The organism is Burkholderia sp. NLJ2, from assembly GCF_049487195.1.
In the GTDB taxonomy this organism is placed as follows: domain Bacteria; phylum Pseudomonadota; class Gammaproteobacteria; order Burkholderiales; family Burkholderiaceae; genus Burkholderia; species Burkholderia pyrrocinia.
In genome coordinates this window covers 737,978-763,327 of sequence record NZ_CP137810.1, presented here as the reverse complement: position 1 = coordinate 763,327, position 25,350 = coordinate 737,978, and the positions used below count along the sequence as shown (strand labels likewise).

Below are 25,350 nucleotides of genomic sequence, written 5' to 3'. Positions count from 1 at the left end.
GCGCATGGCCACCTGTCCGCGCTGCGTTTCCGCAGCTTTGGCGAAGATCGAAACTGCACACGGCAGAGCCCCCGGAGGTCGAGCCGGATCTCATCCGGCCTCGTTGTCATCGAACTCGAAGGGAACGCGCGGCCGCGGAGCCACGACGTTCCGGCTTTGATGCGACGCGCCGTCAGGCGGGGCACGTCGGCAAACGGAGAATCCGTCCGCATGTGCATCGCGTCGTACACGACAGTCGCGCCTGATGCCGAACCGGATGGCCGCCAACCCGCTCCCGGAATGACCGCCTCATTTCATCCGTTCCTGAATCTACACCCCGTTTCGAGATGGCCGTGTTACCAAAAGATAAACATGATTCAGGCTATTACGCCACTGGTTGGGCCGCTCAAACTGCCTTTGACCACTGAAATTTGATTATCTCCGACTATTCCCGTCAGTCAGTGGCAAATCCTACTTTTCGGCAAGATCGGGGCATTCATTGCGCGCGATTTTTACCGGAATCCCGGGTTAAAGCCGGACGTCCCATTCAGCGAGTCGATAATCGCGGGGCACATGCCCCGCCGACATCGCGTGGCGAACGCACGCGCCCCGGCCCTCCGTTACAGCGTCGTAACCAAACGCCGGTGCCGCCGGTCAGGTCCGCAGCGCCGCCTCGTCTGGCAGCGCGTGCCGATCGCGCATATCGCCACGGGCCGAAACTCCGTTGTCCTGCGTGAAACCGGCGGTGCCGGCCATCTCCTCCTGCAATGCAGCATAGCCATCCATCACGAAGCGCGTGAACTCGTCGCGGAAACGCGCCGAGCCGAAGCATTCGGCATTCGCGCGGCACGCGTGCGGATCGAACGACCCGCGCGGCAGCGCTTCGAAGCGGGCCAACGCGTCGACCAGTGCGTCGGCCGTCTGCGCGCGATAGAACAGGCCCGTCGCGCCGGCGCCCGGCCACGCGCGCACCGACTCGCGCACGCCGCCCTTCCCGTACGCGATCACCGGCGTGCCGCACGCCTGCGCCTCGACCGGCGAAATGCCGAAATCCTCTTCCGCCGCGAACACGAACGCGCGCGCGCGCTGCAGGTGGTCGTGCAGCACATCGAACGGCTGGTAGCCGAGCAGCGTGACGTTCGGCCCCGCAAGCGCGCGGATCTTCGCCATGTCGGGACCGTCGCCGATCACGACGAGACGGCGCTCCGGCGTACGCGAGAACGCCTCGACGATCAGGTCGATCCGCTTGTACGGCACGAGCCGCGACGCTGTCAGGTAGAACGCGTCCTTGTCCGTGCGCAGCGACAGATGGTCGACGTCGACCGGCGGATAGATCACGGTCGCGTCACGCCGGTAGGTCTTGCGGATGCGGCGCGCGATGAAGTGCGAATTCGCGGCCACGCGATCGACGCCGTTCGCCGAACGCGCATCCCAGTTGCGGATGTAATGCAGCAGCGCCCGCGCGATCGCTGATTTCGGCCCGCGCGCGAGCCCCGCCTCGTTCAGGTACTGGTGCTGCAGATCCCACGCGTAGCGCACCGGCGAATGCACGTAGCTGGCGTGGAACTGATCCGGTCCACTCAGCACGCCCTTCGCGACCGCGTACGAGCTCGACAGCACGACGTCGTATTCCGACAGGTCGAACTGTTCGATCGCCAGCGGAAACAACGGCAGATAGCTGCGGTAGCGCTTGCGCGCGAACGGCAGCTTCTGGATGAAGGACGTGCGTACCGCGCGGCCGCGCAGGCAGTCCCGATCCTCGAGGAAATCGACGAGGCTGTAGATATCGGCCTGCGGAAAGCAGTCGATCATGTGCGCCAGCACGCGTTCGGCGCCGCCAGGCACGACCAGCCAGTCGTGAACGATCGCAATCTTCAAGTACTGCCCCTGGTTCTTCATTGACGTTCGATGTGGCGGGCCGCGCAGCGCGGCCGCCGTGACGTGCCAATTATCGGAAAGCCCCGTCACGGCCGATGTGTGCTACCGCACATTGCGCCGCTCTCGTCGCGCCGGCCGCGCGAAACCATGGCGTGAGTACGCTTTCGAACAGACCGGCGCGCGCGGCGTCCGCATCATGACCATCGCCGCACCGCACGGAACGAACGCGTCCGTGCGGTACTGCGTGCTGAAGGCTTCACGTGAGGACCGCATCATGGAATGGCATTGTTGTGAATTCGAACATCTGGGCGCCGTCGATCTCTATGCAATCCTGCGCGCGCGCAACGCCGTGCTGGTCGTCGAGGATGCGCACACGCATCTCGACATCGACGGCAAGGACGCGGGCGCACTGCACGTGTACGCGACCTTACGTCACGGCGACATGGCGGAAGTCGCGGCCTACGCGCGCATCCTGCCCGGCGACGACATCGATCCGGATGTCGTGATCGACAAGGTACTGACGAGCGAAGCGTGTCGCGACGGCGACACGCTCGAACGCCTGCTCGAACGCGCGCTGACCGCCGCGCTGGCCGCGTGGCCGGACGCCGCGCTCCGCATGCACGTTCCCGCGCCGCGCCAGGCGTTCTACAAACGCTTCGGATTCCGCAAGGCGTACGGCCCGTATCTGGAACAGGGTGCACCGTTCGTCGGCATCATCCGGCCGGCCGATCGCGCCGCCGGTGCGCTGCGTCAACTGCTGTCCCGGGCCGTTTCGGCGCCCCGGCCCCGAAACGAAGATGCACGCGCCGACGGCCGCGCGCACAACCGGCTGCCCGCCGATACCGGAGCCAATCGATGACCCGCCCCCTTCGCCCGGTTCCCGAACCCGACCTGCCGCGCATCCTGCCGGTCATCCTTGCCGGCGGCTCGGGCACGCGCCTCTGGCCGCTGTCGCGCGAGCAGTTTCCGAAGCAACTGATCGAGCTGACCTCGAACGAATCGCCGCTGTCGGCAACGGCGCGCCGCCTGAACGGCATCGCGAACGCGTCGCTCGGCGACACGCTGCTGCTGGTGTGCGGCGAACAGCATCGCATCATGAGTGCCGCGCAAGTGGTCGATCGTGCGGCGCCGGCGCGCATCCTGCTCGAGCCGGCCGCACGCAACACGGCACCGGCGCTCACGCTCGCCGCGCTCGACGCGAGCGTGCTCGCGGACGATCCCGTGCTCGCGGTGATGCCGGCCGATCACGTGATCGCCGATGTCGGCGCATTCCAGGACACCATCGCGCGCGCGGCGCGTTACGCGCAGGAAGGCGCGATCGTCACGCTCGGCGTGCTGCCGCGCCGTGCGGAAACGGGCTACGGCTACATCCAGGTCGGCGAGCCGCGCACCGGCCGCCTCGGCGGACAAGGCGGCTATTCGATCGGTCGCTTCGTCGAGAAACCCGACGCGACGCTCGCCGAGCGCTACCTGCAATCGGGCGACTACTGGTGGAACAGCGGAATTTTTGTCACGCGTGCGTCGGTCTGGCTGAAGGCGATCCGCGCGCTGGCGCCCGCGATCCATGCGGCCTGCGAAGCGGCGTGGCGCGCGGGCGTCGCCGAGGATCCGTTCTTCCGGATCGACGCGGCGGCGTTCGACGCATGCCCGTCCGACTCGATCGACTACGCGGTGATGGAGCGCCTCGCCGAAAGCCGCGAGCTCGGCATCGAAGGGATCGTCGTGCCGCTCGCGGCCGGCTGGTCGGACGTCGGCACGTGGGATGCGATCTGGGAAATCATGCCGAAGGACGATCAAGGCAACGTCGCGCGCGGCCCGATCGTGTTCGAGGATACGCAGGACAGCTTCGTGCGTTCCGAGGGGCGGCTCATCGCGTGCGTCGGGATGAAGGACGTCGTCGTGATCGAAACGCCCGATGCGGTGCTGGTCGCGAACAAGCACGACGTGCAGCGCGTGAAGAACATCGTCGCGCGCCTGAAGATCGACCGGCGTCCGCAGGCGAGCGAGCACCGCAAGGTGCAGCGTCCGTGGGGGCATTACGATTCGATCGATCTCGGCGAACGGTTCCAGGTGAAGCGGATCGTCGTCGAACCGGGCAAGCGGCTGTCGCTGCAGATGCACTATCACCGTGCCGAGCACTGGATCGTCGTGCGCGGCACCGCGAAGGTGACGCGCGGCCGCGAGACGTTCCTGCTCAGCGAGAACGAATCGACGTACATCGCCGTCGGCGAGGTGCATCGCCTCGAAAATCCCGGCCGGATTCCGCTCGAGATCATCGAGGTGCAATCGGGCAACTATCTCGGCGAGGACGATATCGTGCGCTTCGACGACCAGTACGGACGCGCCGTCGTCGACTCGCTGCCGGACACGCATGCGGTGCCGCACGCTTCGCGGGAACCGCATGAACGGGCGGTGGAAGGAGATGTCGTGCGGTAAGCGCGGTAAGCGCACGCCGGCGCACGCATCGTGCCGTCAATCGATGCCGCGTTGCGACCAGCGTGCCTGCCTCAACGATTCGCGCACGCGCGGCAACTGCGACGCGTCCGCGCCCACCGTCACGCTCGTCGCGAGCGGCTGCGCGCCCGCCGCCCCGCACTGCCCCGCTTTCGATCCGCCGGCATTCGGGCGGGCTGCGTTCGGATGGCCCGCGGTACAGCCTCCTCCGACACCGCCCACCTGCACCGGCATCCCGCCGATCGCGGACAACCGGTTGTCGGCGATCCGGTATTGCGACACGTTTCCCCACACGCGAATGCCGGCGAACCGCGCGCGCGACACGCGGTTGCCGACCACGGCCACGCGCGTCACCGAGCCCGACCACGTACTGACGTCGATCGCGGCCTGCTGCGTCAGCGGGCGCGGATCGGTGCGCGCGGTCGCGGTCTGGATATCCGAGATCTCGTTGTTCTCGACCAGCACGCCGGACGCGCCGTAGGTCCGGAAGCTGTCCTCCTGCGCGACGAGAATGCCCGCGCTCACCTGCACGTTGCGCACGATGTTGTTCGCGATCGTCACGTCCGCGCCGCCGACGACCGTGATGCCGCGCCCCCACGCATTGCCCTCGAGCGAGTTGCCGGTAATCAGCACGTTGCGGCTGAGCACGCCGTCGCCCTGGTAGCTCACCACCGCAATCATGTCGTCGCCGGTGCCGCGCACGACGTTGCCCTGCACGAGCACGTTGCGCGCGCCGTGCGTGATGTGGATGCCGTCCGCCAGCGTCGCCAGCACTTCGTTGCCGACGATCGCGACATCCGCTCCGCCGAACACGAAAATCCCGCCGCCGCCGCCATCGATCGCGTTGTCGAGCACCTGCACGCCGCGCCCGGTCACTTCGATCTTGGTCGATTTCGGCGTTTCCATCCGCGTCGAGCCGGTTCCCGCCAGCCTGAATCCGACGATCGTCGTACCGTCGCCGCGCATCTCGATCGTCTGGTCGTCGGGCACGGTCGCGATCAGCGTCGCGCCGTAGCCCGACAGCACGACCTGCGTTTGCCGAACGACGAGCGACCGGCCGACGACGTACCGCCCCGGTCCAAACACGAGCCGCTGGCCGGGATGCAGCGCGTCCAGCGCACGTTGCAGCGCGTCGGCCTGGTCCGCGCCGTCGGGTGCAGGGTCGACATGTGCGTCCGGCACCGTTGCGCGGAGCGCGCGCTGCGCCGCGGGTGCGGCCGCCGCCGCAGCGTGTGCCGCCAGCGCGGGACTGCACGTCGCCCATGCACCGAGCATCGCGCAGCAAAGACAGGCAAGGTATCGGCGTCTACACATGCCGGCCGCGTCCACGCGTCTCATGCGGCCTGCGGGCGCACGACCGCCCCGCGCCCCGGCCACGACGGAAATCCGGCCGCCCGCGCGGTCCCCGTGCGCAGCGCGATCAGGTAAGCCGCCATCGGAACCGCGACGCCCGCGAGCGTGCCAAGCGCGAGGTGCATCGTGAGACTGCTGATGCCCGCGCGCATCAGCACGATGCGCACGCCGGCCATCACCAGGATATGCATCAGGTAGATCGGCATCGACGCACACCCGATCGCCGCCAGCCATCCGGCGCGCTCGGGAGACGACGCATACCGGTACGCGAATTGCAGCATCAGCGCGATGCCGGCGAACGCGGCGGGAACGGCCCAGATGCTCGTTGCACCGCCCAGCCCGTGCGCCAACGCGACCGCCGAGACGAAGACCGCCGCCGTCGCAGCACACGCGACGAGATGGCTGTGGCGTTCGAGCCAGCCCGGCAACGCGCGCGAAGCAACGACACCGGCCACGAAGAACGGCCAGTTCATCAGCGTCGTCGACAGGATGCCCCATTGCGTCGCCGCGCCGATGGCCAGCCCGAGCACCGCGCTTGCAATGAGCGCGCCGCGGATGCGCGGCGGCATCGGCACCTGCGCGAGCGTCGGCACCTGCTGCGCAAGCAACCAGACGCCGATCATGCAAAGCATCAGCGCATACAGGAACCAGAACTGCGCGAACGGCCGCCAGCCGATCGCCAGCAGGTCGGCGAGCGTGAACGGATGATTGGTGCCGTGCGACGCCATCGCGATCTGCACGCCACCTTGCAGGACCGACCACAGCAGGTACGGATAGGCGATCGCCCGCGCCTTCGCCCCAATGAACCGGTGCGGCGCGCTGCGCAACGAGCGGCAGACGTGCAGCCCGGACAGGAAGAAGAACAGCGGCATGTGGAACGTGTAGATCACGTAGTCGATCCACGCGAACCCGGTATCGGGCAGGCCCGCCGGCATGAGGCCCGACGAGACGGCGCCGCGCAAAACATGTCCGTAGACGACCAGAATGATCCCCGCGCCACGGGCGACGTCGAGGCTGGTTTCGCGTGCGGTCGTAGTCATGTGAAATGTCGATGCGGCGAGCCCCATCAGGGCCCGCGCGCGTTGCGAGTGGTCATGAGACGCTCCACTCTATGCATGCCGGCAGCGAAAGACTGTGGGCTGGGCGACAGTTAGCCGATGTCGGGCGCATGCCGGATCGCGGCGCCGTGCGCGGCTGCGGGCGACGCCCGTTCCGGCCGCTTCGCGAAGCACCGGAACACGACGATCAGCAGCACGACCGGTACGAAGTTTCGGCCGCTGAACAGGTTCGGAATCCGCAGGATTTCCATCAGTGACACATAGAGCACGGCATGTGCGCAGCACCAGAAACCGTTCCCGGCCCGCCAGCCCGCGTAGCCGCGACCGAACACCCAGCCGGCAAACGCCGCGTTCAGCAACCCGAACCAGCCCCATTCATAAAAGTGGACGAAGATGCCCGACGGATTGTTGAACTCGGGATCGGCGTAGCTGTTCAGGAACAGGTCGAGACTGTCGCCCGAATCGAGCCACGGCTGGAGCGTTGCGCCGATCGCCGGGAAGCGCAGCAGCCAGTCGAACGTGAACATCGGATGCCCGCTGCCCCATCCGAGCACGTCGAGGATCCCGGCGCCGTTGTTCAGCGACGTCGAGTAGTACAGACCCAAACGTTCAAGCGCGAAATCGAAGATGTTGTCGTAGATGTTGATGTAGTAGGTTTCCCACGACCGGTTGTATTCGTTCACGATGAACAGGCCGAGCAGCAGCGGAATCGCCGCATACGGCCCGAGCGCCAGGAGCCTCGAACGCTTGCGGCCGAACCGGAACCGCACGGCCATCAGCGCGAACGGCAGCACCATCTCGATGATCGCGAGCCGCTCCGCGAAGATGAAGCTGCGCAGCAGCGTCAGCACGGTGAGCACGGCCAGGTACGCCTTGTAGCGGTTGAAGCCCTTGACCGGCGTCCTGAACACGTAGAAATACAGCGCGACGAACGGCGCCGTCGCCTGCGTGAAGGTGCTCAGGCCGGTGATGCGCCCTTTCAGTTCGATCAGCTCGAACGTGTTCGCCGTGCCGGACAGGAACGACAACAGCACGGCCAGATGCGTGAGGATGCCGCTCATCATCACGAGATAGCCGAACAGCGCGAGCGCGAACACGAAATCGAGCACGCGCGGCGACAGCTCGACCGGCCCGTCGTCCGGCGCGCGCCGGAACTGCGCGTCGGTCGCCGCGAACCATGCGGACGCGATCAGCACCAGCAGGAACAGGCCGCCCGCGAACGCGACGTAGCCGTCGAAATAGATGCGCGCGATCGACTTCTGATCGCCGAGCAGGCCGATCGACAGCATCGCGTACAACGGCAGGATGAAGATCAGCACGAGCCGCGCCGGATCCTCCCACCAGTAACCCGCGTAACCGGCAGCCCGGGCGGCGCGCGCCGCCCGGCGCACCGTCGCCGGCTGTCGGCGCCGCACACGCACACCGGCCGCCACTCGTTTGTTCATGATGTCCGTTCCATCGCTTCCCGTGCGCGCACCGTGCGAACCCGCCGGCGCCACGCGTTCGCCGCTCAGCGCGCCGGACGCCGCGCCGCCATCACGCCGGCGTAGCCGGACGCGGCCTGATGGGTGTTCGCATCCGTGTATCCGGAGTCGTACCGTCCCGGGCTGCCCTTGAAGTCGTTCAGGATCACGCCGCGTACGTCGATATGCGCGTGCTCGAGCCGTCGTGCGCTTTCGTCGAGCTCCGTCAGCGTCGTCACGCCGCTGCGCGCGACGAGGAACACGGTTCCGGCCAGGCGCCCGAGCACCAGCGCGTCGGCCACCGGCAGCAGCGGCGGCGCGTCGATCACGACCATGTCGTAGCGCGACGCGACGCGCTCGATCAGTTCGGCAAGCGCGGGCTGCAGCAGCAGTTCGCCCGGATCGGGCACGACGTTGCCCATCGGCATGAAATCGAGGCCGGGCATCGCGTCGCGCTTGATCGCCTCGTCGAGCGCGTGCGTGCCGGCCACCACGTCCGCCAGGCCCGGCGCGCGGCTGTAGCGGAACTGCTCGTGCAGCGAGCCCTTGCGCAGGTCCGCGTCGATCAGCAGCACACGCCGCTTCGCGGCGCCCACCAGCGACGCGAGATTCGCGGCGACGAACGACTTGCCGACGCCCGTCGTCGGCCCCGAGATCAGCACGACGCGGTTCGGTGCGTCGGGCATCGCCAGTTGCAGCGCCGTGCGGAAATTGCGCAGGCTTTCGAGCGCCGCGCCCTCCGGGGCACCCGGCGGCTCCGGCGTGCGCGCGGCGCGCCTCCGCGCGCCCTTCGACGGCGGCACGGCTGGCCCGGACACCGGGCTGTGCGGCACCGCCGCGAACACGGGCAGGCCCGTCGACCATTCGATTTCCTCGGCGTCGCCGACCGTGCCGGCGACACGCTGCCGCACGATCACGACCGCGGCACCCGCCAGCAGGCCGAGGATCAGCGACGCGATCACGGCCATCCCGCGATGCGGCCCGGCGGGCGTCTCGGCGACCTTCGCGGCATCGACGATCCGCACGGTGCCGGTCTTGCTGGCCCGCGCGAGGATCATCTGCTGGCGCGTGTTGAGCAGGTTCGTGTAGAGCGCGGTATCGACGGCCACGTCGCGCTGCAGTTGCAGCACGCCCTGCTCGACGGTCGGCAACTGCTGGATCTGCTTGCGCACCGTGTCCAGCGCATGCTGTGCGTCTCCAAGCTGCGCGTCGACCGCGACGACGGCCGGATGCTTCGGCATGAACCGGGTCAGCAGTTCCTCGCGGCGCTGCTGCAGCGTCTGCACGCGCGTCTCGATGTCGACCGACTGCTGCCGCAGCGCCAGCCCTTCGTCGCTCGTGTTGACCGTGCCGTGCGACGCGCGGAACGCGTTGAAGCGGCTTTCCGCCTGTTCGAGCTGCGCTTTCAGTTGCGGCAACTGCGTGTCCATGAAGCGGATCAGCTTGTCGGCCGCCGCGGACTTGCGCTGCGTGTTCTGCGCCAGATACGCGTCGCCGACCGCGTTCAGCACGCGGCTGTCGTGCACGGGATCGGTGCCGTCGAGCGTCACGCCGATCATGTTCGACTGCTTGCCGCGCTCCGAGATCAGCGCGTTCTTCTGCAGCCACGCCGTCGCCTCTTCGTCGGCGTAGCGCGTCAGGTCGAAGCGCGCGCCGGGCTCGCCCGCGACGCCGCGCACGAACACGTCGAGCGGCCCCTGCGGCGTCTCGACGTGCAGCGGCTGGCCGACCCTGCCTTGCCATACGGGGCCCGTCCTGCCGAGCAAGCCCGTGCGCTGCAGCGTATAGGCGCCGTCGTTGCCGACGGTCAGCGCGAAACGCTTGCCGAAGAAGCGCTTCGGCACGTCGAAGGTCGGTACGTCGATGCGCTCCGTGCCGTACACGTAACCGCCCGGCAGCGGCGACGACAGCCCGTCGGCCGCGTTCACGAACCGCCAGCCGATGATCGGCAGGTAATGCGGTCGCGCATCGACGGCCAGGTTGGTATCGTCGACCGCCCGCGCCATCACCGCGCGCGATTTCAGCACCTCGATCTCGGTCGACGCGTCCGTCTTCAGGTCGAACACCGACGACGGATCGCCCGGCGGCGAGCTCGGCTTCGATTCGGTCGGACTCTGCTCGACCTGGAACAGGACGTCGGTCCGGTAGACGGGGCGCGCGCAAAGCGCATAGACGGCCCCGGCAAGCGCGCCCGCGACCGCCGTGCACAGGATCAGCCGCCGGCCGCCGACCAGCATGGTCCAGTAGCGGCGGTACGGATAGGACGGCCGCAACGCGGGCCCTTCGTGCGGGTCAGGCAGGGTCAGGGAGTTCATGCAGGATCAGTCCCGTAGGCGCGACGAGTCGCGGTCGCGGTCGCGGTCGCGGTCGCGAAATCGGTCACGAGGTTCACGGCGAAATGGCCTTGGCCGTCAGCGCGCCCTGCGCGGACGACGGGATCAGCAGGTTGACGACACGGCTCCAGCGCACCAGCGACGACGCATCGACGAACACGACATCGCGACGCTCGAGCGGGAACCGGTCGGCCAGCGCGAACGAGGCCGGCGCGCTCCCGTCGAGGTGATAGACCTGCGGCCGGTTGCCGGGCCCGCGCCGCACCACGTACACCTGCCGCGCGTCCGCCGTGTACTGGCTGACGCCGCCCGTGTCGCCGAGTGCTTCGCCGAGGCTCATCCGGCCGTCGGTCAGCGTCAGCGTCGCCGGACGCGACACTTCGCCGAGCACGAACACCTTGCTGTCGCTCGCCGCGCGCACGCGCACGAGATCGCCGTCGTGCAACAGGATGCTGGTCGGGTTGATGCCTGCGGCCAGCATGGCCGGCAGGCTCACCATCACGGTCTTGTCGCCGCGCGTCACCGACACCTGGGAGCGGTCGGCCGTCGCGGTGAAACCGCCCGCGCGGTCGATCGCCTCGGGCAGCGTCATCGGCATGTCGTTGACGATCTGCAGCCCCGGCGTGCGCACTTCGCCGTCGAGATAGACGCGCTTGCTGCGGTACGCCTGGACGCGCACCGCGATCTGCGGCTTGCGCACGTATTCGCCGAGCCGCTTCGTCAGCACCGCGCGCGCCTGCGCCTCGGTCAGCCCTGCCACGTGCACGAGGCCCGCATAGGCGAACTGCACGCTGCCGCTCGCGTCCACCGTATAACCGGTCGCGACCGAGCTGGCGCCGACGCCGTCGCCGCCGCCCGTCGTCTGGGTCGTCGGCAGGTTCAGTTCCGGGTGATCCCACACGACGATGCTCAGCACATCGCCGGGGCCGATCACGTACGGCTTCGGCTTGCCGAACAGCTGGCGGATTTCCGCGTCGACGCTGGCCGACTGTGCCGCATGCTGCCGCTCGACGAACGCCGGCGTGATCTCGATCAGATCCTCGCCCGATACGTTCTGAACGCCGTCGAGGCCGCCCGAACCCGATGCGTCGGCACCCACGCGCGCATTCGCGTCGCGTTCGGCAGGCGCGCGATACGTCATGCCCGGTGACAGCGCGCACGCGCTCAGCGCGCACACGGTCGCCGCCAGCGCCACGCGCGACAGCCAGCGCATGCGTGGCCGCAGCCTCCCGGTCGTCGATTCCTTCTGCGTCGTCGTTGACATGGTGTCCTTCCGAAACTGTGCGGTAACCCGCCAAACGCGGCGAGCTCCGGCATTACGCTTGCCAGCGCGGCTCGCCATACGGCGCCGCGCCTCCCTCGTTACCGCACGTCATTCCGTACGATTCGTCATGAACTGCTCTTCGTCGCTTTCGTCGCTCGTCTGCATCCTGTCGGCCGGTTTCGCATGCGCCGCCGCGGCGCAATCCGTGCGCTCCGACCCGGCCGACGCGCCGGCCTTCGCATCGTCCGCGCTTGTCGCGCCGGTCCCGCTGCAACGTTCGGCGCAAACCACGACTGCCGGCGTCGCAGTGTCGGCATCCGATGGCGCGGCACCGAACCTTGCGCTTCCCGGCATCCGCACCGCCGAGGAACCGGCCTCGCGCGCCCGCAGCACGCTGCGGCGTCCGCTCGTGCCGGGCCGGCCGAGCCGCCCGAAAACGGCCAGTGCGCCCGCCGACGACGCGTGGCACAGCGACACGCTGTACGCTTCGCCGTACACGACATCGCCCTACGCGCAGCCGGGCGATCCGGAGTGATGCGGTCCGGCCGGTCATGCGCCCGTCATGCGCCGGCATGACGACGCATGCACCGATGCAGGATTGGACACCGCCGCGACCGGCGTGTCTGTGAGCGAGCCCACCGAACGTCGATCTTCATACGAAGCGGGGATCGCACCCCGTAATCCGCGCGACCGCGACGCGATGCGTGTCACGAACTTCCGACCGATACGTTCGCGTACGGCCGCCCGGCTGCGTCAGGTGCCGACGGATCGGCCACGCGTACCGCCGGCCGACCCGGATCGCCGCCCAGCGCCTGCGTGCAGAGATCGATCACGGCGGCCGTTCCCGCCGCGCCGTACAGTGCATGGTCGACCTGCGGCATCAGGTGCACGCGCACGTGGCGCGAGCACCGAAACGCGCGCTCGACCGCGCCGAAGTGGCGCCGGACGTCGTCGATGCCGGGATCGAGCGCGCCGTAGACGAGCATCGTCCACACGTTGCGCTGCGCGAGTTCGCGCATCACGCCGCGCGGCGTATCGGCGCGCGGCTTCCAGCCGACGCGCGCGGCCGCCGCCTTCACCGGCACGCTGATGCGCGCGATACCGTTCGCCGCCACCGCGCGCAGGATCGGGCGCAGGTCGCGCCGCTCGACGACGAGCCGCTTCCACCGCCGCCAGTCACGCACCGACAGCCAGTAGCCGCGCACCGAATTGATCCGCTGCTTCTGCGCCGCTTCGAGCGTGAGCCCGGCCGGCCACACGAAGCGCGCGAGATTGATCGCGATCACGCCGCCGAGCGAAGCCGTTTTCACCGCCGCATGCAACGCCGCGTACGCGCCGGAGCAGATGCCGGCCGCGATCACGTCCGGATGGCCGATCGCGCGCAGCCAGTCCGCGGCGGCCGCGACGTCGTCGATCGCCTGCGGCGAATACACGACGCCCGACTGGTCGTCCGGCGCGCCGGGCCCGCTGTCGCCGACGCCGGTCACGTCGATCCGCAACGTCGTCACGCCGGCCCGCGCCAGTGCGCGGGCGATGCGCACGCCGAAGCGCCCTTCGCCGCTGCGCGGATTCGTCGACGTGTTCGCGATCACGAGCGCCGGGCCGACCGGCGCTGCCGGCCGCGTCTCCGCCGGCCGGCACAGCACGCCGACCAGCCGGCCGGGGCCGACCGCGACGACCTGCTCCGTCATGTCGCTCATGTCGAGCGCAACGCCCGACTCGCCGTTCCACGCGCCGACCGCACGCGATGGAACGTCAGCGGCCACGGCCGCATCCGGCGCGCGCTCGACAATCCAGTTGACCAGCGTGTCGATCGCCGCGTGCGGCAGGTGCGAACGCGTGCCGTCGAGCATCGTCGTCGGCCATTCGCGGAACGGCTCGCATGTCACGTCCACGCCGCGCGCCAGCAACGCGTCGCGCAACGCGGGGCCGTCGCCCTGCTCCGGCTGGATCAGCAGCATCGCGCCGGGCAGCGCCGGCGCGTCGCGCACGACGTCGCACAGATCGGTTGCCTTCAGCGCATCGACGAAATCGGCCGGGTAGCGATGCCCGAGCACGTTCATGCACGGTTCGTCGCGGTGCGCGACACGGATCGCGGGCGGCGTCGTATCGAGCCACTGACGATGCACGAACGACAGCTCGCGCAGGTACGCACGGCCGCGCACGACCGGCGACAGCGCCGCCATCGCCTCGACGCGCGGCGACGTGTGCCGGCCCGCGCCCGCGGCAGCCAGCATCGCGAACAGCGCGCCCGCGCGGAGACCGACGAGCGTCAGCGCGGTCACACCGGCTTCGTCGCGCAGCAGGTCGATCGCGCGATGAATGCTGTCGATGCTGGCGGCATGTCGCCCGGCGTCGAGATCGTCGCCCGCCGAGTCGCCGGCGCACGGGTAGTTGAACCGCAACACTGTGACGCCCGCACGGGCGAGTCGCTCCGCGATCGCCCGCATGAGCTTGTGCGTCCACGCGGCCTCGTGGCCCAGCGATTCGCACAGGATCACGCCCTGTCCCGTCTGTCCTTCGTGCAGCCACCCCACGCAACTGCCGAACGTTATCGGTTTCACTCGGTACTCCTCGGATCGGTATTTGTTATTCCATGCGCACACGCGCCGGCGGCTCCACCGGCATGCGCGGCTGCGCAATTCCCGCGGCGGGCCGGCGACGGCAGGACGACCGGCTGCAGCCCTCCGCCGCGCCCCTGCGCGGCCCGCTCGCCGATTTCCATGTGCCGCACTGCCCCACGCACGAACCGGTTTCGCGCAAGCGCGCGCCGGCCGGCATGCGTGACCTTCGCCGCGTTGCACCGGCTTCATCCGCTCGCGGGCCGGTCGTGCTGCCGGTCGCAAGCGCCGCCTGCATCCTTTCGGCGACGGACGAAACAGTGCGTCTGATTAGATCATTCGGCCCGATCCGCCTTCGGTGCGCCAGCTTACAAATGCATTCATCACCGCGGCGATACAACACGGCGCGCCCTTCCGCGATTCGTTCCGCTCGTGCGAACGGAATCCGCGTACGGTAGGCTCGCGAACAATGCCTCGTCGCACGGCCCGTATCATGGCCGCCATACGATGTGGCCGTGCCGGCATCGCCGGAACGGGTCGCGAATCCTCGCAGCCGGGTCAGCGCCGACCGGCCGCGCGTCCGCACGGCAGCACGCAACCCGCCGCCATGCGACACCCAACGGCGCCGACCGAGCGAATGTCAAACCTCAAGAAGAATTTCCTGCTGCTGCTGACGCTGCAGATTTCGATGTATGCGGTGCCGCTGCTGATCGCACCACTGCTGACGCATGCGCTGGGCCCGGAAGGCTATGGCCAGCTCGCGTTCTCGCTCGCGGTCATCGCGTATCTCACCAACTGCACGAGCTACAGCTTCGACCTGACCGCGACGCCACGCATCGCGCTCGCCCGCGACGATCGCGCCGAACGCTCGCGCATCTTCTGGGCGACGCTGTACGCGCAGATCGGGATCGCAGCCGTCTGCTTCGTCGTGCTGGTGGTGCTGACCCTCGTGATCGGGCGCTTCGGCGAGGACCGCGACCTGCTGCTGATCGGGTTCGGCATGGTGGCCGGCGTCGCATTCACGCCCGGCTGGTATTTCCAGGGCATGGAGAAGCTGCGCGCGCTCAGCGTGATCCTGTTCGTCGGCCGCGTGCTGAGCCTTCCCGCGATGTTCGCCGTCGTGCACAGCCCGGCGGACATCGATCGCGCGATGATCGTCAACGCCGCCGTGCCGGTGCTGTCGGCGATCGCGCTGGCCGTCTACCTGTATCTCCATCGCGAAATCGACTTCGTGCGCGTCGGCGTTGCCGACATTGCCGAATCGCTGAAAGGCGGCTGGCAGGTGTTTCTCGCATCGACGTCGATCGCGTTCTACGCATCGACCAACACCGTGCTGCTCGGCTTTGTGTCGGGCAACGTCGCGGCCGGCTACTTCGCCGCCGGCGACAAGCTGATCCGCGCGGCGCTCAGCATGCTCCAGCCGCTGAAGGCCGCCACCTATCCGCGCATCAGCTACCTGATGCGGCACGCGCGCAACGACGCGTTCTCGTTCCTGCGCAAGCTGTTCGTCGTGCAGGTCGTGATGGTGCTCGGCATCTCGCTCGTGATTTTCTTCGGTGCGCCGCTTGCGGTGCGCATCCTGTACGGCCCGTCGTACGAACCGACGGTTCACGTGCTGCGCTGGATGGCGTTCATCCCGTTCATGGCCGGCATGACCGACCTGTTCGGCGTGCAGACCATGCTGCCGCTCGGCATGAAGACGGCCTTCACGCGCATCCTGATGTCGTCCGGCATCCTGAACATCGTGCTGCTGCCGGTGCTCGCGAAGTATTTCGCCGAACTGGGCGCCGCCGCCGCCGTGCTGCTCGCGGAGGCCGCAGTTGCCGCCGCGCTCGCGGCCGTGGTCTATCGCGCCGGCATTCCGCTGCTCGGCAGCTCCGTTGCGCGCCGCTAGCGTGCAGCCGTACGACCGCGCGGTGCGAGCCGCCCGCGCCGCCCGCGCCGGAACACTCGAACCCGCTTCACCGGGGAGCTGCTCATGGCAGACCTGACCATTGCAATCTGCAACTACAATCACGGCGCCTATCTGCGCGCCGCGATCGATTCCGCGCTCGCACAGACCGCGAACGGCATCCGCGTGCTCGTGATCGACGACGGATCGACCGACGATTCCCGAGACATCATCCGCTCGTACGGGGAGCGCATCGCGTCGGTCTTCCAGGAGAACCGCGGCCAGGTCGCTGCGTACAACCGCGCGCTCGAGCATGTCGCGACCCGGTACGTGATCCTGCTCGACGCGGACGACCTGCTCTACCCCGACGCGACCGCCCGCGTGCTGGCCGCGTTCGCGTCCGGCGACTTCGTGAAGGTGCATTTCCGGCTCGACGTGATCACGCGCGACGGCGCCGCAACCGGCGTCACCGTCCCGCAATCGGGCGTCGACACGGATTGTGGACGCCTGCTGCGCGCGGGCTGGCTGTATCCGTCGCCGCCCGCGTCGGGTAACGCGTACCGGAGCGACGCGCTCAGGCGCATCTTCCCGGTGCCCGTCACGGCCGACAATCTGCACGGTGCCGATTTTTATGCGATCTACGGGATCGTGCTGCTCGGCGCCGTTCACATGATCGACGCGCCGCTCGGCGGTTATCGCGTTCACCAGTCGGCCACATACGACGCAGCCGGCAACGCGAACCGCGACACCGCCGATCTCGCATTCGCCAATGCGGAGGACGCAGCCACGGGTGCATTGAAGGCTGAACGCCGATGGTCGACGCTGCGCGCGATTGCCGGCTCGCGGCTTCACGAAGCGCTGCCGGGCGAGCCGTTCGATTTCTCGATCGAAAAGGCGCGCTTCGCGAGCACGCTGTACCGCGCGCCGCTCGCGCGCCGCTGGCGCTGGTTCCTGTCCGATTCGGGCCGTTACTGGCATACGGTGCTGCGCAATCCGTTCTGGCGTCCGTTCAAGAAGCTGGCCGTCGCCGGGCTGTCGCTCGCGTGCCTGCTGCCGTCGTCGACGCTCAGCGACCGGGCGATCCGCTACATCGCCAATCCGCTCGCCCGCGCCCGCAAGCCGTCCGATCCGCGCACCGCACGCGACCCAGGATCCCGCACCGCCGGATGACGGCAGGCACCGTCGATTCGATGCGCACGCAACGAATCGCACTTGCCGCGTCGCAACACTCCCTGCGCAAACGGCCGCACACAGGCACTTCTTACCCTGCTGCACAGCCACAATCGGGAACGATGACCGCCTTTTCGTCGCGTCGCGCGACCGTTCCGAATAAAGATCGTACGTATCGGTAGAAACACCGATGCTGTAGTCGAACTACATTCATACCATTAGTCCCTGCTGAGAGTCGCTACATCCGATTCGGCAGCGTCGGACGGCCTGCGCGTCGCCGCCCGCGTTGACCGGTCGAGCCCAACCGGTCGTAACGATTCCCCGCCTGACCTGGCATGCCGACGCGCAACCACCCTGCATCGCCAGCCGAATGCGTCCGGTGCGAATCCACCGGGCGTGCGCAGCTCCAGACATCATCCGAACAACGAGCAATACGATCATGGAGAGCAACATGCGGGACAAACTCTGGCCGGCCGTCGTGCTGGCAGCGACCCTCTGCACCACCGCGTACGCGGGCAACGCCGATTTCAACTCGCAGGGCGACGCCACCGACGCATTCGCGTCGGCCGGCGCGCAACGACGCGCCGACCTGCTCGTGCGCAAGATGACGCTCGACGAAAAACTTCAGTTCATTCATTCGCAATACGAAATGTCGAAGGTGCCGGGTGGTGGCGCCGGCTACATCCAGGGCGTGCCGCGGCTCGGCATTCCCGATCTCAACATGGTCGACTCGGCGACCGGTTCCGGCAGCACGTCGCAGGCCAGCACGACGTTCCCCGCGACGATCGCCGTCGCCGCGAGCTGGGATCGCCGCCTGTCGTACGACTTCGGCAAGCAGGTCGCGATCCAGTTGCGCGCGCAAGGGTTCGGCATGGGCCTCGCCGGCGGCACCAATCTCGCGCGCGAACCGCGCGGCGGCCGCCTGTTCGAGTATCTCGGCGAGGATCCGCTGCTCGCCGGCGACCTGCTCGCCGAACGCACGCTCGCGACGCAGCGGCAGAAAGTCATCGCGACCATCAAGCACTACGCCGGCAACGAACAGGAGCACGGCCGGATGGGCGGCAACACGCAGATCGACGAACGCACGCTGCGCGAGCTGTACCTGCTGCCGTTCGAGATCGCCGCGAAGCGCGGGCGGCCCGGCAGCGTGATGTGCAGCTACAACCGCCTGAACGGCGCGTATGCGTGCGAGAACAATCACCTGCTGAACGACGTGCTGAAGAACGAATGGGGCTTCCAGGGCCAGGTGCAGTCCGACTGGGGTGCCGCGCACAGCACCGCCGCCGCGATCAACGCCGGGCTCGACGAGGAAGAGGACGTCGGGCCGACCGTGTACCTGACGCCGGCGGCCGTGAAGCAGGCGATCGCGAACGGCTCGGTGTCGACCGTGCGCCTCGACGACATGGTGCGCCGCAAGCTCGCCGTGATGATTCGCGTCGGCGTGATGGACGATCCGGCCAAGGGCGGCGGCACGATCGATTTTGCGGCCGCGAACCGGTTTGCGCAGGCGGCGTCCGAGCAGTCGATCGTACTGCTGAAGAACGACGGCAACCAGTTGCCGCTTGCCGCGTCCGCGCTGTCGCATATTGCCGTGATTGGCGGCCATGCCGATGCGGCCGTGCTGTCGGGCGGCGGCTCGGGCAACACGCGCGACCCGGTGACGGGTTCGTTCGCGGGCTGCGGCGGCCTGACGTTCGGATCGTCGACGGGTTGCAGCTGGTGGCGTAATCCGTGGCTGAAGGTCGACGTGCCGATCGTCGCGGCGATCCGCGCGCTCGCGCCGGCCGCGCAGGTCACGTACGCGGGCAACAGCGACCAGCAGTCGCCGTTCCGCGCATACACGCAGCAGGAAATCGACCAGGCCGCCGCGCTCGCGGGCCGCTCGGACGTCGCAATCGTCGTGGTCGCGCAGCCGGCCGGCGAGGATTTCGGCGATCTGCAGAGCCTGAGCCTCGCGAACCCGTCGAACCAGGATGCGCTCGTCGAAGCCGTCGCGCGCGCGAATCCGCATACGATCGTCGTCGTCCAGAGCGGCAATCCGGTGCTGATGCCGTGGAAGGACCAGGTGTCCGCGATCGTCGAGGCGTGGTATCCGGGCGAAGCCGGCGGCAAGGCGATCGCGAACGTGCTGTTCGGCGCCGTCAATCCGTCCGGCAAGCTGCCCGTCACGTTCCCGGCGCGCGACCAGGATTCGCCGGCGTGGGGGCAAAACGGCGCGTTCGACAACGATCCCGTCTACGCGGAGAAGCTGAACATGGGCTATCGCTGGTATGACGCGCGCAACATCAAGCCGATGTTCGAGTTCGGCTACGGGCTGTCGTACACGCACTTCGCGTATTCGGGGCTGTCGGTGTCGAAGCAATGGGACGGCTCGCTGAGCGTCGCGTTCACCGTGCGCAACGACGGGCGCGTCGCCGGTGCGGAAACGCCGCAGGTCTATCTCGGCGTGCCGTACAAGGACGAACCGCCGAAGCGGCTGGTTGGCTGGGAGAAGATCCGGCTGAATCCGGGCGAGGCGCGGCACGTTCACGTCACGGTGTCGCCGCGGATGCAGAGCGTGTGGGATACGTCGCGCAACGGCTGGCGCGTTGTGCCGGGCGGGACGGTGTATGTCGGTGCGTCGTCGCGCGATATCCGGCTGCAGGGTAACTGAGCGGCGATGTAACACAGCCGGAAGCGCCGCGGGTATCGCGTGCGGCGCTTCCGGTCATGCGACGGCGCGACTGCTGCATCGCATCTCGCCTTGTCTGCTTGTTCCCGGATGCCCCGAGCTTGCCCGCCCGCTGACGATCGTTACCGGACCATCAGCGCCAGCAACGTCGTCAGCACGGCGATGGCGGCTATCCCGGCCGCTACGCCTGCCAGATGAGCCGCGACCGCGAGGCCGGCGGGCAATCGCGTCGATGGCCCATCGCCCGCCCCGCCGGGCGATCGGCCGCGTGCCACCGGCCGGGCCCGCGATCGCGACACCACGCCGGCCATCACGCGCCGCTCCCTTCCAGCGTGTCGAGCAACGGTTTGGCCAGATGCAAGACCTGGTACACCGTGCCCGCACCGCCGTCGTCCGGTTCGTGTTCGGTGACGAGTATCCGCGTCAGCCGCCAGCGCAGCGGATCGAGGCTGACGGCGGCCGCGACGACACCCGGCCGCGCCGCCGCTTCGCGGTTGCGCGCGATCTCCCGTGCAAGCGTCGCGTCGAGGTCGGCATCCGCCGGAATATCGAGCGCTTCGAGACGAGCGAAACGCCCCGTCGACGTGCTGCCCTTGCGCGCGTCGAGCGCGACCTGCACGTCGATCGGCGCGCGCCCGAAGCTGTCCGTCACGACCCGATAGCGGCCATCCGTCACGAACCCGGCGAATGCGCGGTCGTTGCGCCACAGATAAAGCGACGCATAGCCGTTTTCGGTCGCGCCGTCGCGGCCGGCCTCGCGCAGCAGGAATCCCTTGAACACCAGTTCCGGCGTGTCGTCCCAGAGCCTGCCGCGTTCGCGGACGCGGTTGCGGATGATGTCGAGGTCGTAGTCCGCCGGCAGGCGGTGCACGTAGTACGCGGTCAGCATGATCGACTCCTGGCGAAAGAAACGCGGGAATTCCGGACGGCTTGGGAACAGCGTAGAAGACCTTGAATCATTTGAAAATACGATGGCAGAATATTTCAATGATTCGATTCAGAAATGGATAAGCGCGCGATGAAAACACTCGACATCGAAGCCGTGCAGGCGTTCGTGCTGACCGCCGACCTCAAGAGCTTCACCCGGGCCGCCGAGGCGATGGACACGACGCAGTCCGCGGTAAGCCTGAAGATCAAGCGCCTCGAAGACGGTCTCGGCCGCCGCCTGCTGGAGCGCACGCCGCGGCAGGTCCGCCTGTCCGCCGACGGCACCGCGTTCCTGGAACCGGCGCGCGAACTCGTGGCCGCGCACCAGGGTGCGGTCGGCGCGTTCGGCACCGGCCAGCGGCGGCTGGTGATCGGCGTCAGTCACCATGTCGTCGGCGCCGATCTCCCGATGCTGCTTCGGCGCATGAGCGAGGCCGAGCCGGGGCTCGTGCTGGAGATTCGCGTCGCCGCGTCGCGCGACGTGCTCGATGCGTTCGACCGCGGCCAGCTCGACGCGGCCGTCGCGCTGCAGCACGACAGCCGGCGGCTGGACGGCGAAACCATCCTGGCGGAGTCGTTCGGCTGGATGGCCGCGGCCGATTTCGAGTACCATCCGCCGCAACCGCTGCGGCTCGCGACGCAGGCCGAGCCCTGCAGCGTGCGCCGCATGGCGGTCGGTGCGCTCGACGAAGCCGGCATCGCATGGACGGAAGTCTTTGTCGGCGGCGGCGTGGCGACGATCGGCGCGGCGGTGTCCGCGGGGCTGGCCGTCGCGGCGCTCGGGCATCGCGTGGCGCCCGCCGGTACGGTCGATGTGAGCGTGCGATACGGGCTGCCGCCGTTGCCGACGCGCGATGTCGTGCTCTACTCGAACCTGACCGATGCGCGGGCCCGGCAGGCGCTGCGCACGCTGGGCGCGGCGCTGCGGTCGTCGGTGGGCGTGCGTTGACGTCGAACGCGGTATCGACGGATCGGCATGCGCGCCGGCTGCCGAACGGAAGTGCGTTCGCCGGACGTTTCGCCGCCCTCCCGGCTCGCACGCGGTATGCTTCGACACGCGCCGCGCATCCGCGGCCGATCCAGACAACACCCGGAATACGGGCACGCGATTGCATCGGTCGTGCTTGCCCATGACGATCAACGTGACTTACACCCTATCCGCTTCCCGCACGACCGAGCTCGAGATCCGCAAGAGCCGCTTCATCGCATACGCGATACCCGTCGACGACCGCGACGCCGCGATGCAGGTGCTGCAGCGCCTGCGCGACGAGCATCCGTCGGCCACCCACGTATGCTGGGCGCTGCTGGCGGGCGGCCAGTCGGGCATGTCGGATGACGGCGAGCCGTCGGGCACGGCGGGCCGGCCGATCCTCGAAGTGCTGCGCCATCACGATCTCGACGGCGTGCTGGGCGCGGTCGTGCGTTACTACGGTGGCGTGAAGCTCGGCGCGGGCGGGCTGGTGCGCGCGTACACGGATGCGATCGCGTCGGCGCTGCTCGATGCCGAGCGCGTCGAACGCATCCGCCAGACGCGGCTCGCGATCGAGATGGGTTACCCGGACGAGGCGCGCGTGCGCCGCTGGGTGGAACAGGCAGGTTATGAACTGGTGGACAGCGCGTACGGGATGACGGTGAAGCTCGTGATCAAGCTGCCGGAGACCGCCGAGGCCGATGCGAGAACCGAGTTGTTCGATCTGACGCAGGGGCGGTCGGGGTTTCCGGAGCTGTGAAGCGCTCGTGGCGAAGTGCCTGAGCGGTTGGCATCGCGTACGTTTCGGAACGCTTTCGACACGGTCGATCCGAAACATTGAAAGACGATAAAACCCGCCATCACGCACGCTTGCCGAACCCAACAAAAAAACGCGCCGCATGAAGCGGCGCGTTGCGTCAACCGTGAACCTGCCGGAACCGCTCAGTAAATATCCGGCACGATCATGGTGTCCGGCACCGGCCGGCGGATGTAATCCTCGTGATGCTCGCGCTGCGGCAGATCGATTGCCGAGCGCGGCACGTCGTGATACGGCACCTGGCCCAGCAGGTGGTGGATGCAGTTCAGCCGCGCGCGCTTCTTGTCGACCGCCTGCACGACCCACCACGGCGCCTCGGGAATATGCGTGCGCTGCAGCATCTCTTCCTTCGCGGCCGTATAGGCCTCCCAGCGGCGGCGGCTCTCGAGGTCCATCGGGCTCAGCTTCCACTGCTTCAGCGGATCCTCGATCCGGGCCTGGAAGCGCACCTCCTGCTCGTGATCCGTGATCGAGAACCAGTACTTGACGATCTGGATCCCGCTGCGCACGAGCATCTTCTCGAACTCGGGCACCGAACGGAAAAACTCCTCGTACTCGTCGTCGGTACAGAAATTCATCACGCGCTCGACGCCTGCGCGGTTGTACCAGCTGCGGTCGAACAGCACGATCTCGCCGCCGGCCGGCAGATGCGCGACGTAGCGCTGGAAGTACCATTGCGTGCGCTCGCGGTTGTTCGGCGCGGGCAACGCGGCGACCCGGCAGACACGCGGGTTCAGGCGCTGCGTGATGCGCTTGATCACACCGCCCTTGCCCGCCGCGTCGCGCCCTTCGAAAATGACGACGAGCCGGTGCCCGGTGGTCATGACCCAGTCCTGCAGCTTCACGAGTTCGCCCTGCAGCCGGAACAGCTCGCGAAAATACTCCTTGCGCGCTTCGCGACGCTCCGGCGAGAACAGCAGGTCCTCGCCATTGTCGAAGCGGCGATCGTCGAGCTCCATCTCGAGTTCTTCGTCGTACGCGTCGACGAGATCTTCCTCGAAACGGCGCTGGCGCGTTTCCATCGATTCCATATCGGCGACGTCGTCGGTCTCGGTGCGGGTATCGTTTTCGCCCATGGGGCCTCCTTCCATCATTGACGCAGGCAAACTTTGCCATTATCCCAGTGTCGCGCGTCAAATTGATGAAAACCGGCTGTTCAGGCCCTGGCCCGTCAGAAGCGGAATGCGAGCAGCACGCTGGCCAGCACGGGGTTCGCCGAAATGTCGAACGTATTCGATGCGAGCGTCCGGTTCGGCTGGCTGATGTCGAGCGTAATCTTCGTACGCAACGGGATGTAGGTCACCATCCCGGTGATCCAGAACTGGCGCGTGATCTGGTAGCTCGCGCCGACGGTGAACACCGGCTCCCACACGCTCTTCACCTTCGCGGACACGTTGGTCTTCCCTGACAGCAGCAAGTCGCCGCCGGCATCCCAGATCCGCTGGAACAGCGCCGGATCGAGCAGCAGCGACTGCAGGCTGCCGATGTCCGCACCCGCCGCGAGCAGCCCGCCGAGCGACGCGAGCTTGCGCTGGAACACGGGATTCAGGTTCGTGTTCGTGAAGCGCGTATAGCTGATGCCGATGCCGGCGAACGGACGAAAACGATCGTCGCGCTCGCCGAGGTAGTACTTGAACACGACGGACCCGAGCCATGCGCGCGTGGTCGCGAGCGGGTTGCTTTGCGGGTTCGCGAGATCGATCAGCGGAAAGCGCCCGTGGACGCCGGAAAAAATGCGGTCGAGCGGCAGCGCGATGCTGCCGTGCCCGCGCAGCGTCAGCACCGGCGGAATGCCGCCACCGAGTTCGGCCGCCCAGTTCTCCGAGAAGAAATGCGTGAGCGTGAACGCCAGCGTGTTCGTATTGCCGAGCGACAGGCTCGACCCCTGGTTCTGGAAGCTGTTCAGCCCGAGCGCGTCGGTGTGCGTCGTCACGGGCGTCGACCGGCCGGTCGTCCCGACGAAGTGCCAGCCGAGGCCGACCATGTTGCGGTCGTCGCCCATCAGTTGCTCGAGCAAAGGCGGCGCCTGGGCCGCCGGCAGATCGGGCAGCCGCGACGGATCGACCGGATGCAGCTCGTACGGCATCCGGTCGGCGTGAACGACGCCGCGCGCCGGCGTGTCGTCCGCCGCATCGTGCGCGGCGGACGGATCGCAGCCGGCAACCGCACCGCCTTCGTCGAAGCCGATGCCGTCCGTGCCGTCGTCCCGAGAGGCGGCGCATGCGCGCCCCGCCCCGTCGGCACGCTGCCCGAGCGTGATCTTGCGCGCCGTCAGCGGCACGGCGGGCTGCGGCGCGTCGACCGCACCGTCGCGCCCGCCGCGCGCCGGCCCGGCATCGGTCGCCCACGCGCTCGCATCGAACCCGTCCGCGTCGCCGCCCGGCCAGAAGCCGATCCCGTCGGCGCCGGCCTGCCAGCGTGGCGCTGCGTCGCCGTCCGGCTGCGGCGCGCCGTGCGCGGCGGCCGCGCACGCGAACAGCGTCGCGCCGAGCCAGCGCGACAGCGGACGCGCGGAGCCCGGCCGCGCGCGGCGGCAGCATGAGTCGCGAAGCGTCATCGGC

18 protein-coding genes are annotated in these 25,350 nt (G+C 68.3%); 8 read left to right on the top strand and 10 right to left on the bottom strand.

Translation table 11 applies throughout. The features are described from left to right. Positions 1–633: 633 nt before the first annotated feature. Positions 634–1,857: a glycosyltransferase family 4 protein gene (locus R9B84_RS25785; RefSeq protein ID WP_423763581.1), complete on the bottom strand. Its 1,224-nt coding sequence runs from the start codon at positions 1,855–1,857 to the stop codon at positions 634–636. A gap of 196 nt (positions 1,858–2,053) precedes the next feature. On the opposite strand from R9B84_RS25785, the gene R9B84_RS25780 reads away from it, so the two are divergent. Beyond that, positions 2,054–2,716 (top strand): drug:proton antiporter, encoded by a 663-nt coding sequence (locus R9B84_RS25780; protein ID WP_423762842.1) that lies wholly within the window; start codon positions 2,054–2,056, stop codon positions 2,714–2,716. After that, complete coding sequence (locus R9B84_RS25775) at positions 2,713–4,293, top strand: mannose-1-phosphate guanylyltransferase/mannose-6-phosphate isomerase (RefSeq protein ID WP_423762841.1); 1,581 nt, start codon at positions 2,713–2,715, stop codon at positions 4,291–4,293. Before R9B84_RS25780 ends, R9B84_RS25775 begins: the two co-directional genes overlap by 4 nt. A gap of 36 nt (positions 4,294–4,329) precedes the next feature. Here R9B84_RS25775 and R9B84_RS25770 read toward each other — a convergent pair whose 3' ends face one another. The 5 genes from R9B84_RS25770 to R9B84_RS25750 form a co-directional block, all read right to left on the bottom strand. Beyond that, a complete protein-coding gene (locus R9B84_RS25770; RefSeq protein WP_423762840.1) occupies positions 4,330–5,649 on the bottom strand; it encodes a right-handed parallel beta-helix repeat-containing protein in 1,320 nt (439 codons plus the stop codon). Further along, positions 5,646–6,704 (bottom strand): acyltransferase family protein, encoded by a 1,059-nt coding sequence (locus R9B84_RS25765; protein ID WP_423762839.1) that lies wholly within the window; start codon positions 6,702–6,704, stop codon positions 5,646–5,648. The genes R9B84_RS25770 and R9B84_RS25765 overlap by 4 nt, the downstream gene beginning before the upstream one ends. Before the next feature lie 110 nt (positions 6,705–6,814). After that, the gene (locus tag R9B84_RS25760) at positions 6,815–8,167 is read right to left on the bottom strand and encodes an oligosaccharide repeat unit polymerase (RefSeq protein ID WP_423762838.1); all 1,353 of its coding nucleotides are present in this window, start codon (positions 8,165–8,167) and stop codon (positions 6,815–6,817) included. 65 nt (positions 8,168–8,232) lie between these two features. Continuing rightward, the gene (locus R9B84_RS25755; RefSeq protein ID WP_423762837.1) at positions 8,233–10,500 is read right to left on the bottom strand and encodes a polysaccharide biosynthesis tyrosine autokinase; all 2,268 of its coding nucleotides are present in this window, start codon (positions 10,498–10,500) and stop codon (positions 8,233–8,235) included. A gap of 73 nt (positions 10,501–10,573) precedes the next feature. Then, positions 10,574–11,782, bottom strand: coding sequence for a polysaccharide biosynthesis/export family protein (locus tag R9B84_RS25750; protein WP_423762836.1), 1,209 nt, complete (start codon positions 11,780–11,782; stop codon positions 10,574–10,576). A 127-nt stretch (positions 11,783–11,909) separates the two neighbouring features. Between R9B84_RS25750 and R9B84_RS25745 the strand changes: the two genes are divergently transcribed. Beyond that, positions 11,910–12,317: a hypothetical protein gene (locus tag R9B84_RS25745; RefSeq protein WP_423762835.1), complete on the top strand. Its 408-nt coding sequence runs from the start codon at positions 11,910–11,912 to the stop codon at positions 12,315–12,317. Between the two features lie 172 nt (positions 12,318–12,489). Here R9B84_RS25745 and R9B84_RS25740 read toward each other — a convergent pair whose 3' ends face one another. After that, positions 12,490–14,346, bottom strand: coding sequence for a serine aminopeptidase domain-containing protein (locus R9B84_RS25740; protein WP_423762834.1), 1,857 nt, complete (start codon positions 14,344–14,346; stop codon positions 12,490–12,492). A gap of 634 nt (positions 14,347–14,980) precedes the next feature. Between R9B84_RS25740 and R9B84_RS25735 the strand changes: the two genes are divergently transcribed. The 3 genes from R9B84_RS25735 to R9B84_RS25725 all read left to right on the top strand — a co-directional run bounded on the left by R9B84_RS25735 (position 14,981) and on the right by R9B84_RS25725 (position 20,057). After that, a complete protein-coding gene (locus R9B84_RS25735; RefSeq protein ID WP_047903469.1) occupies positions 14,981–16,237 on the top strand; it encodes an oligosaccharide flippase family protein in 1,257 nt (418 codons plus the stop codon). An 84-nt stretch (positions 16,238–16,321) separates the two neighbouring features. After that, positions 16,322–17,404: a glycosyltransferase family 2 protein gene (locus R9B84_RS25730; protein ID WP_423762833.1), complete on the top strand. Its 1,083-nt coding sequence runs from the start codon at positions 16,322–16,324 to the stop codon at positions 17,402–17,404. Positions 17,405–17,855: 451 nt separating this feature from the next. Next, complete coding sequence (locus tag R9B84_RS25725) at positions 17,856–20,057, top strand: glycoside hydrolase family 3 C-terminal domain-containing protein (RefSeq protein ID WP_423762832.1); 2,202 nt, start codon at positions 17,856–17,858, stop codon at positions 20,055–20,057. 328 nt (positions 20,058–20,385) lie between these two features. Here the strand turns inward: R9B84_RS25725 and R9B84_RS25720 are convergent, their stop codons facing one another. Beyond that, the gene (locus R9B84_RS25720) at positions 20,386–20,964 is read right to left on the bottom strand and encodes a DUF4865 family protein (RefSeq protein ID WP_423762831.1); all 579 of its coding nucleotides are present in this window, start codon (positions 20,962–20,964) and stop codon (positions 20,386–20,388) included. Positions 20,965–21,093: 129 nt separating this feature from the next. On the opposite strand from R9B84_RS25720, the gene R9B84_RS25715 reads away from it, so the two are divergent. Both R9B84_RS25715 and R9B84_RS25710 read left to right on the top strand, forming a co-directional pair. Further along, positions 21,094–21,951 carry a LysR family transcriptional regulator gene (locus R9B84_RS25715; RefSeq protein ID WP_423762830.1) on the top strand — a complete coding sequence of 286 codons (858 nt, stop codon included), beginning with the start codon at positions 21,094–21,096 and terminating at the stop codon, positions 21,949–21,951. Between the two features lie 193 nt (positions 21,952–22,144). Beyond that, complete coding sequence (locus R9B84_RS25710) at positions 22,145–22,732, top strand: IMPACT family protein (protein ID WP_423762829.1); 588 nt, start codon at positions 22,145–22,147, stop codon at positions 22,730–22,732. A 182-nt stretch (positions 22,733–22,914) separates the two neighbouring features. Here the strand turns inward: R9B84_RS25710 and ppk2 are convergent, their stop codons facing one another. Both ppk2 and R9B84_RS25700 read right to left on the bottom strand, forming a co-directional pair. Continuing rightward, positions 22,915–23,865 (bottom strand): polyphosphate kinase 2, encoded by a 951-nt coding sequence (ppk2, locus tag R9B84_RS25705; protein WP_423762828.1) that lies wholly within the window; start codon positions 23,863–23,865, stop codon positions 22,915–22,917. 95 nt (positions 23,866–23,960) lie between these two features. Then, entirely contained in the window at positions 23,961–25,346 is a 1,386-nt protein-coding gene (locus tag R9B84_RS25700; protein ID WP_423762827.1) for an OmpW/AlkL family protein, read from the bottom strand. Positions 25,347–25,350 lie beyond the last annotated feature (4 nt).

Bases quoted from the DNA above. Each gene is read 5' to 3' on its own strand.
- R9B84_RS25780 (WP_423762842.1), top strand. From the start codon at position 2,054: ATGACCATCGCCGCACCGCACGGAACGAACGCGTCCGTGCGGTACTGC.
- R9B84_RS25775 (WP_423762841.1), top strand. From the start codon at position 2,713: ATGACCCGCCCCCTTCGCCCGGTTCCCGAACCCGACCTGCCGCGCATC.
- R9B84_RS25770 (WP_423762840.1), bottom strand. From the start codon at position 5,649: ATGAGACGCGTGGACGCGGCCGGCATGTGTAGACGCCGATACCTTGCC.
- R9B84_RS25765 (WP_423762839.1), bottom strand. From the start codon at position 6,704: ATGACTACGACCGCACGCGAAACCAGCCTCGACGTCGCCCGTGGCGCG.
- R9B84_RS25760 (WP_423762838.1), bottom strand. From the start codon at position 8,167: ATGAACAAACGAGTGGCGGCCGGTGTGCGTGTGCGGCGCCGACAGCCG.
- R9B84_RS25755 (WP_423762837.1), bottom strand. From the start codon at position 10,500: ATGAACTCCCTGACCCTGCCTGACCCGCACGAAGGGCCCGCGTTGCGG.
- R9B84_RS25750 (WP_423762836.1), bottom strand. From the start codon at position 11,782: ATGTCAACGACGACGCAGAAGGAATCGACGACCGGGAGGCTGCGGCCA.
- R9B84_RS25745 (WP_423762835.1), top strand. From the start codon at position 11,910: ATGAACTGCTCTTCGTCGCTTTCGTCGCTCGTCTGCATCCTGTCGGCC.
- R9B84_RS25735 (WP_047903469.1), top strand. From the start codon at position 14,981: ATGTCAAACCTCAAGAAGAATTTCCTGCTGCTGCTGACGCTGCAGATT.
- R9B84_RS25730 (WP_423762833.1), top strand. From the start codon at position 16,322: ATGGCAGACCTGACCATTGCAATCTGCAACTACAATCACGGCGCCTAT.
- R9B84_RS25725 (WP_423762832.1), top strand. From the start codon at position 17,856: ATGCGGGACAAACTCTGGCCGGCCGTCGTGCTGGCAGCGACCCTCTGC.
- R9B84_RS25720 (WP_423762831.1), bottom strand. From the start codon at position 20,964: ATGCTGACCGCGTACTACGTGCACCGCCTGCCGGCGGACTACGACCTC.
- R9B84_RS25715 (WP_423762830.1), top strand. From the start codon at position 21,094: ATGAAAACACTCGACATCGAAGCCGTGCAGGCGTTCGTGCTGACCGCC.
- ppk2 (WP_423762828.1), bottom strand. From the start codon at position 23,865: ATGGGCGAAAACGATACCCGCACCGAGACCGACGACGTCGCCGATATG.
- R9B84_RS25700 (WP_423762827.1), bottom strand. From the start codon at position 25,346: ATGACGCTTCGCGACTCATGCTGCCGCCGCGCGCGGCCGGGCTCCGCG.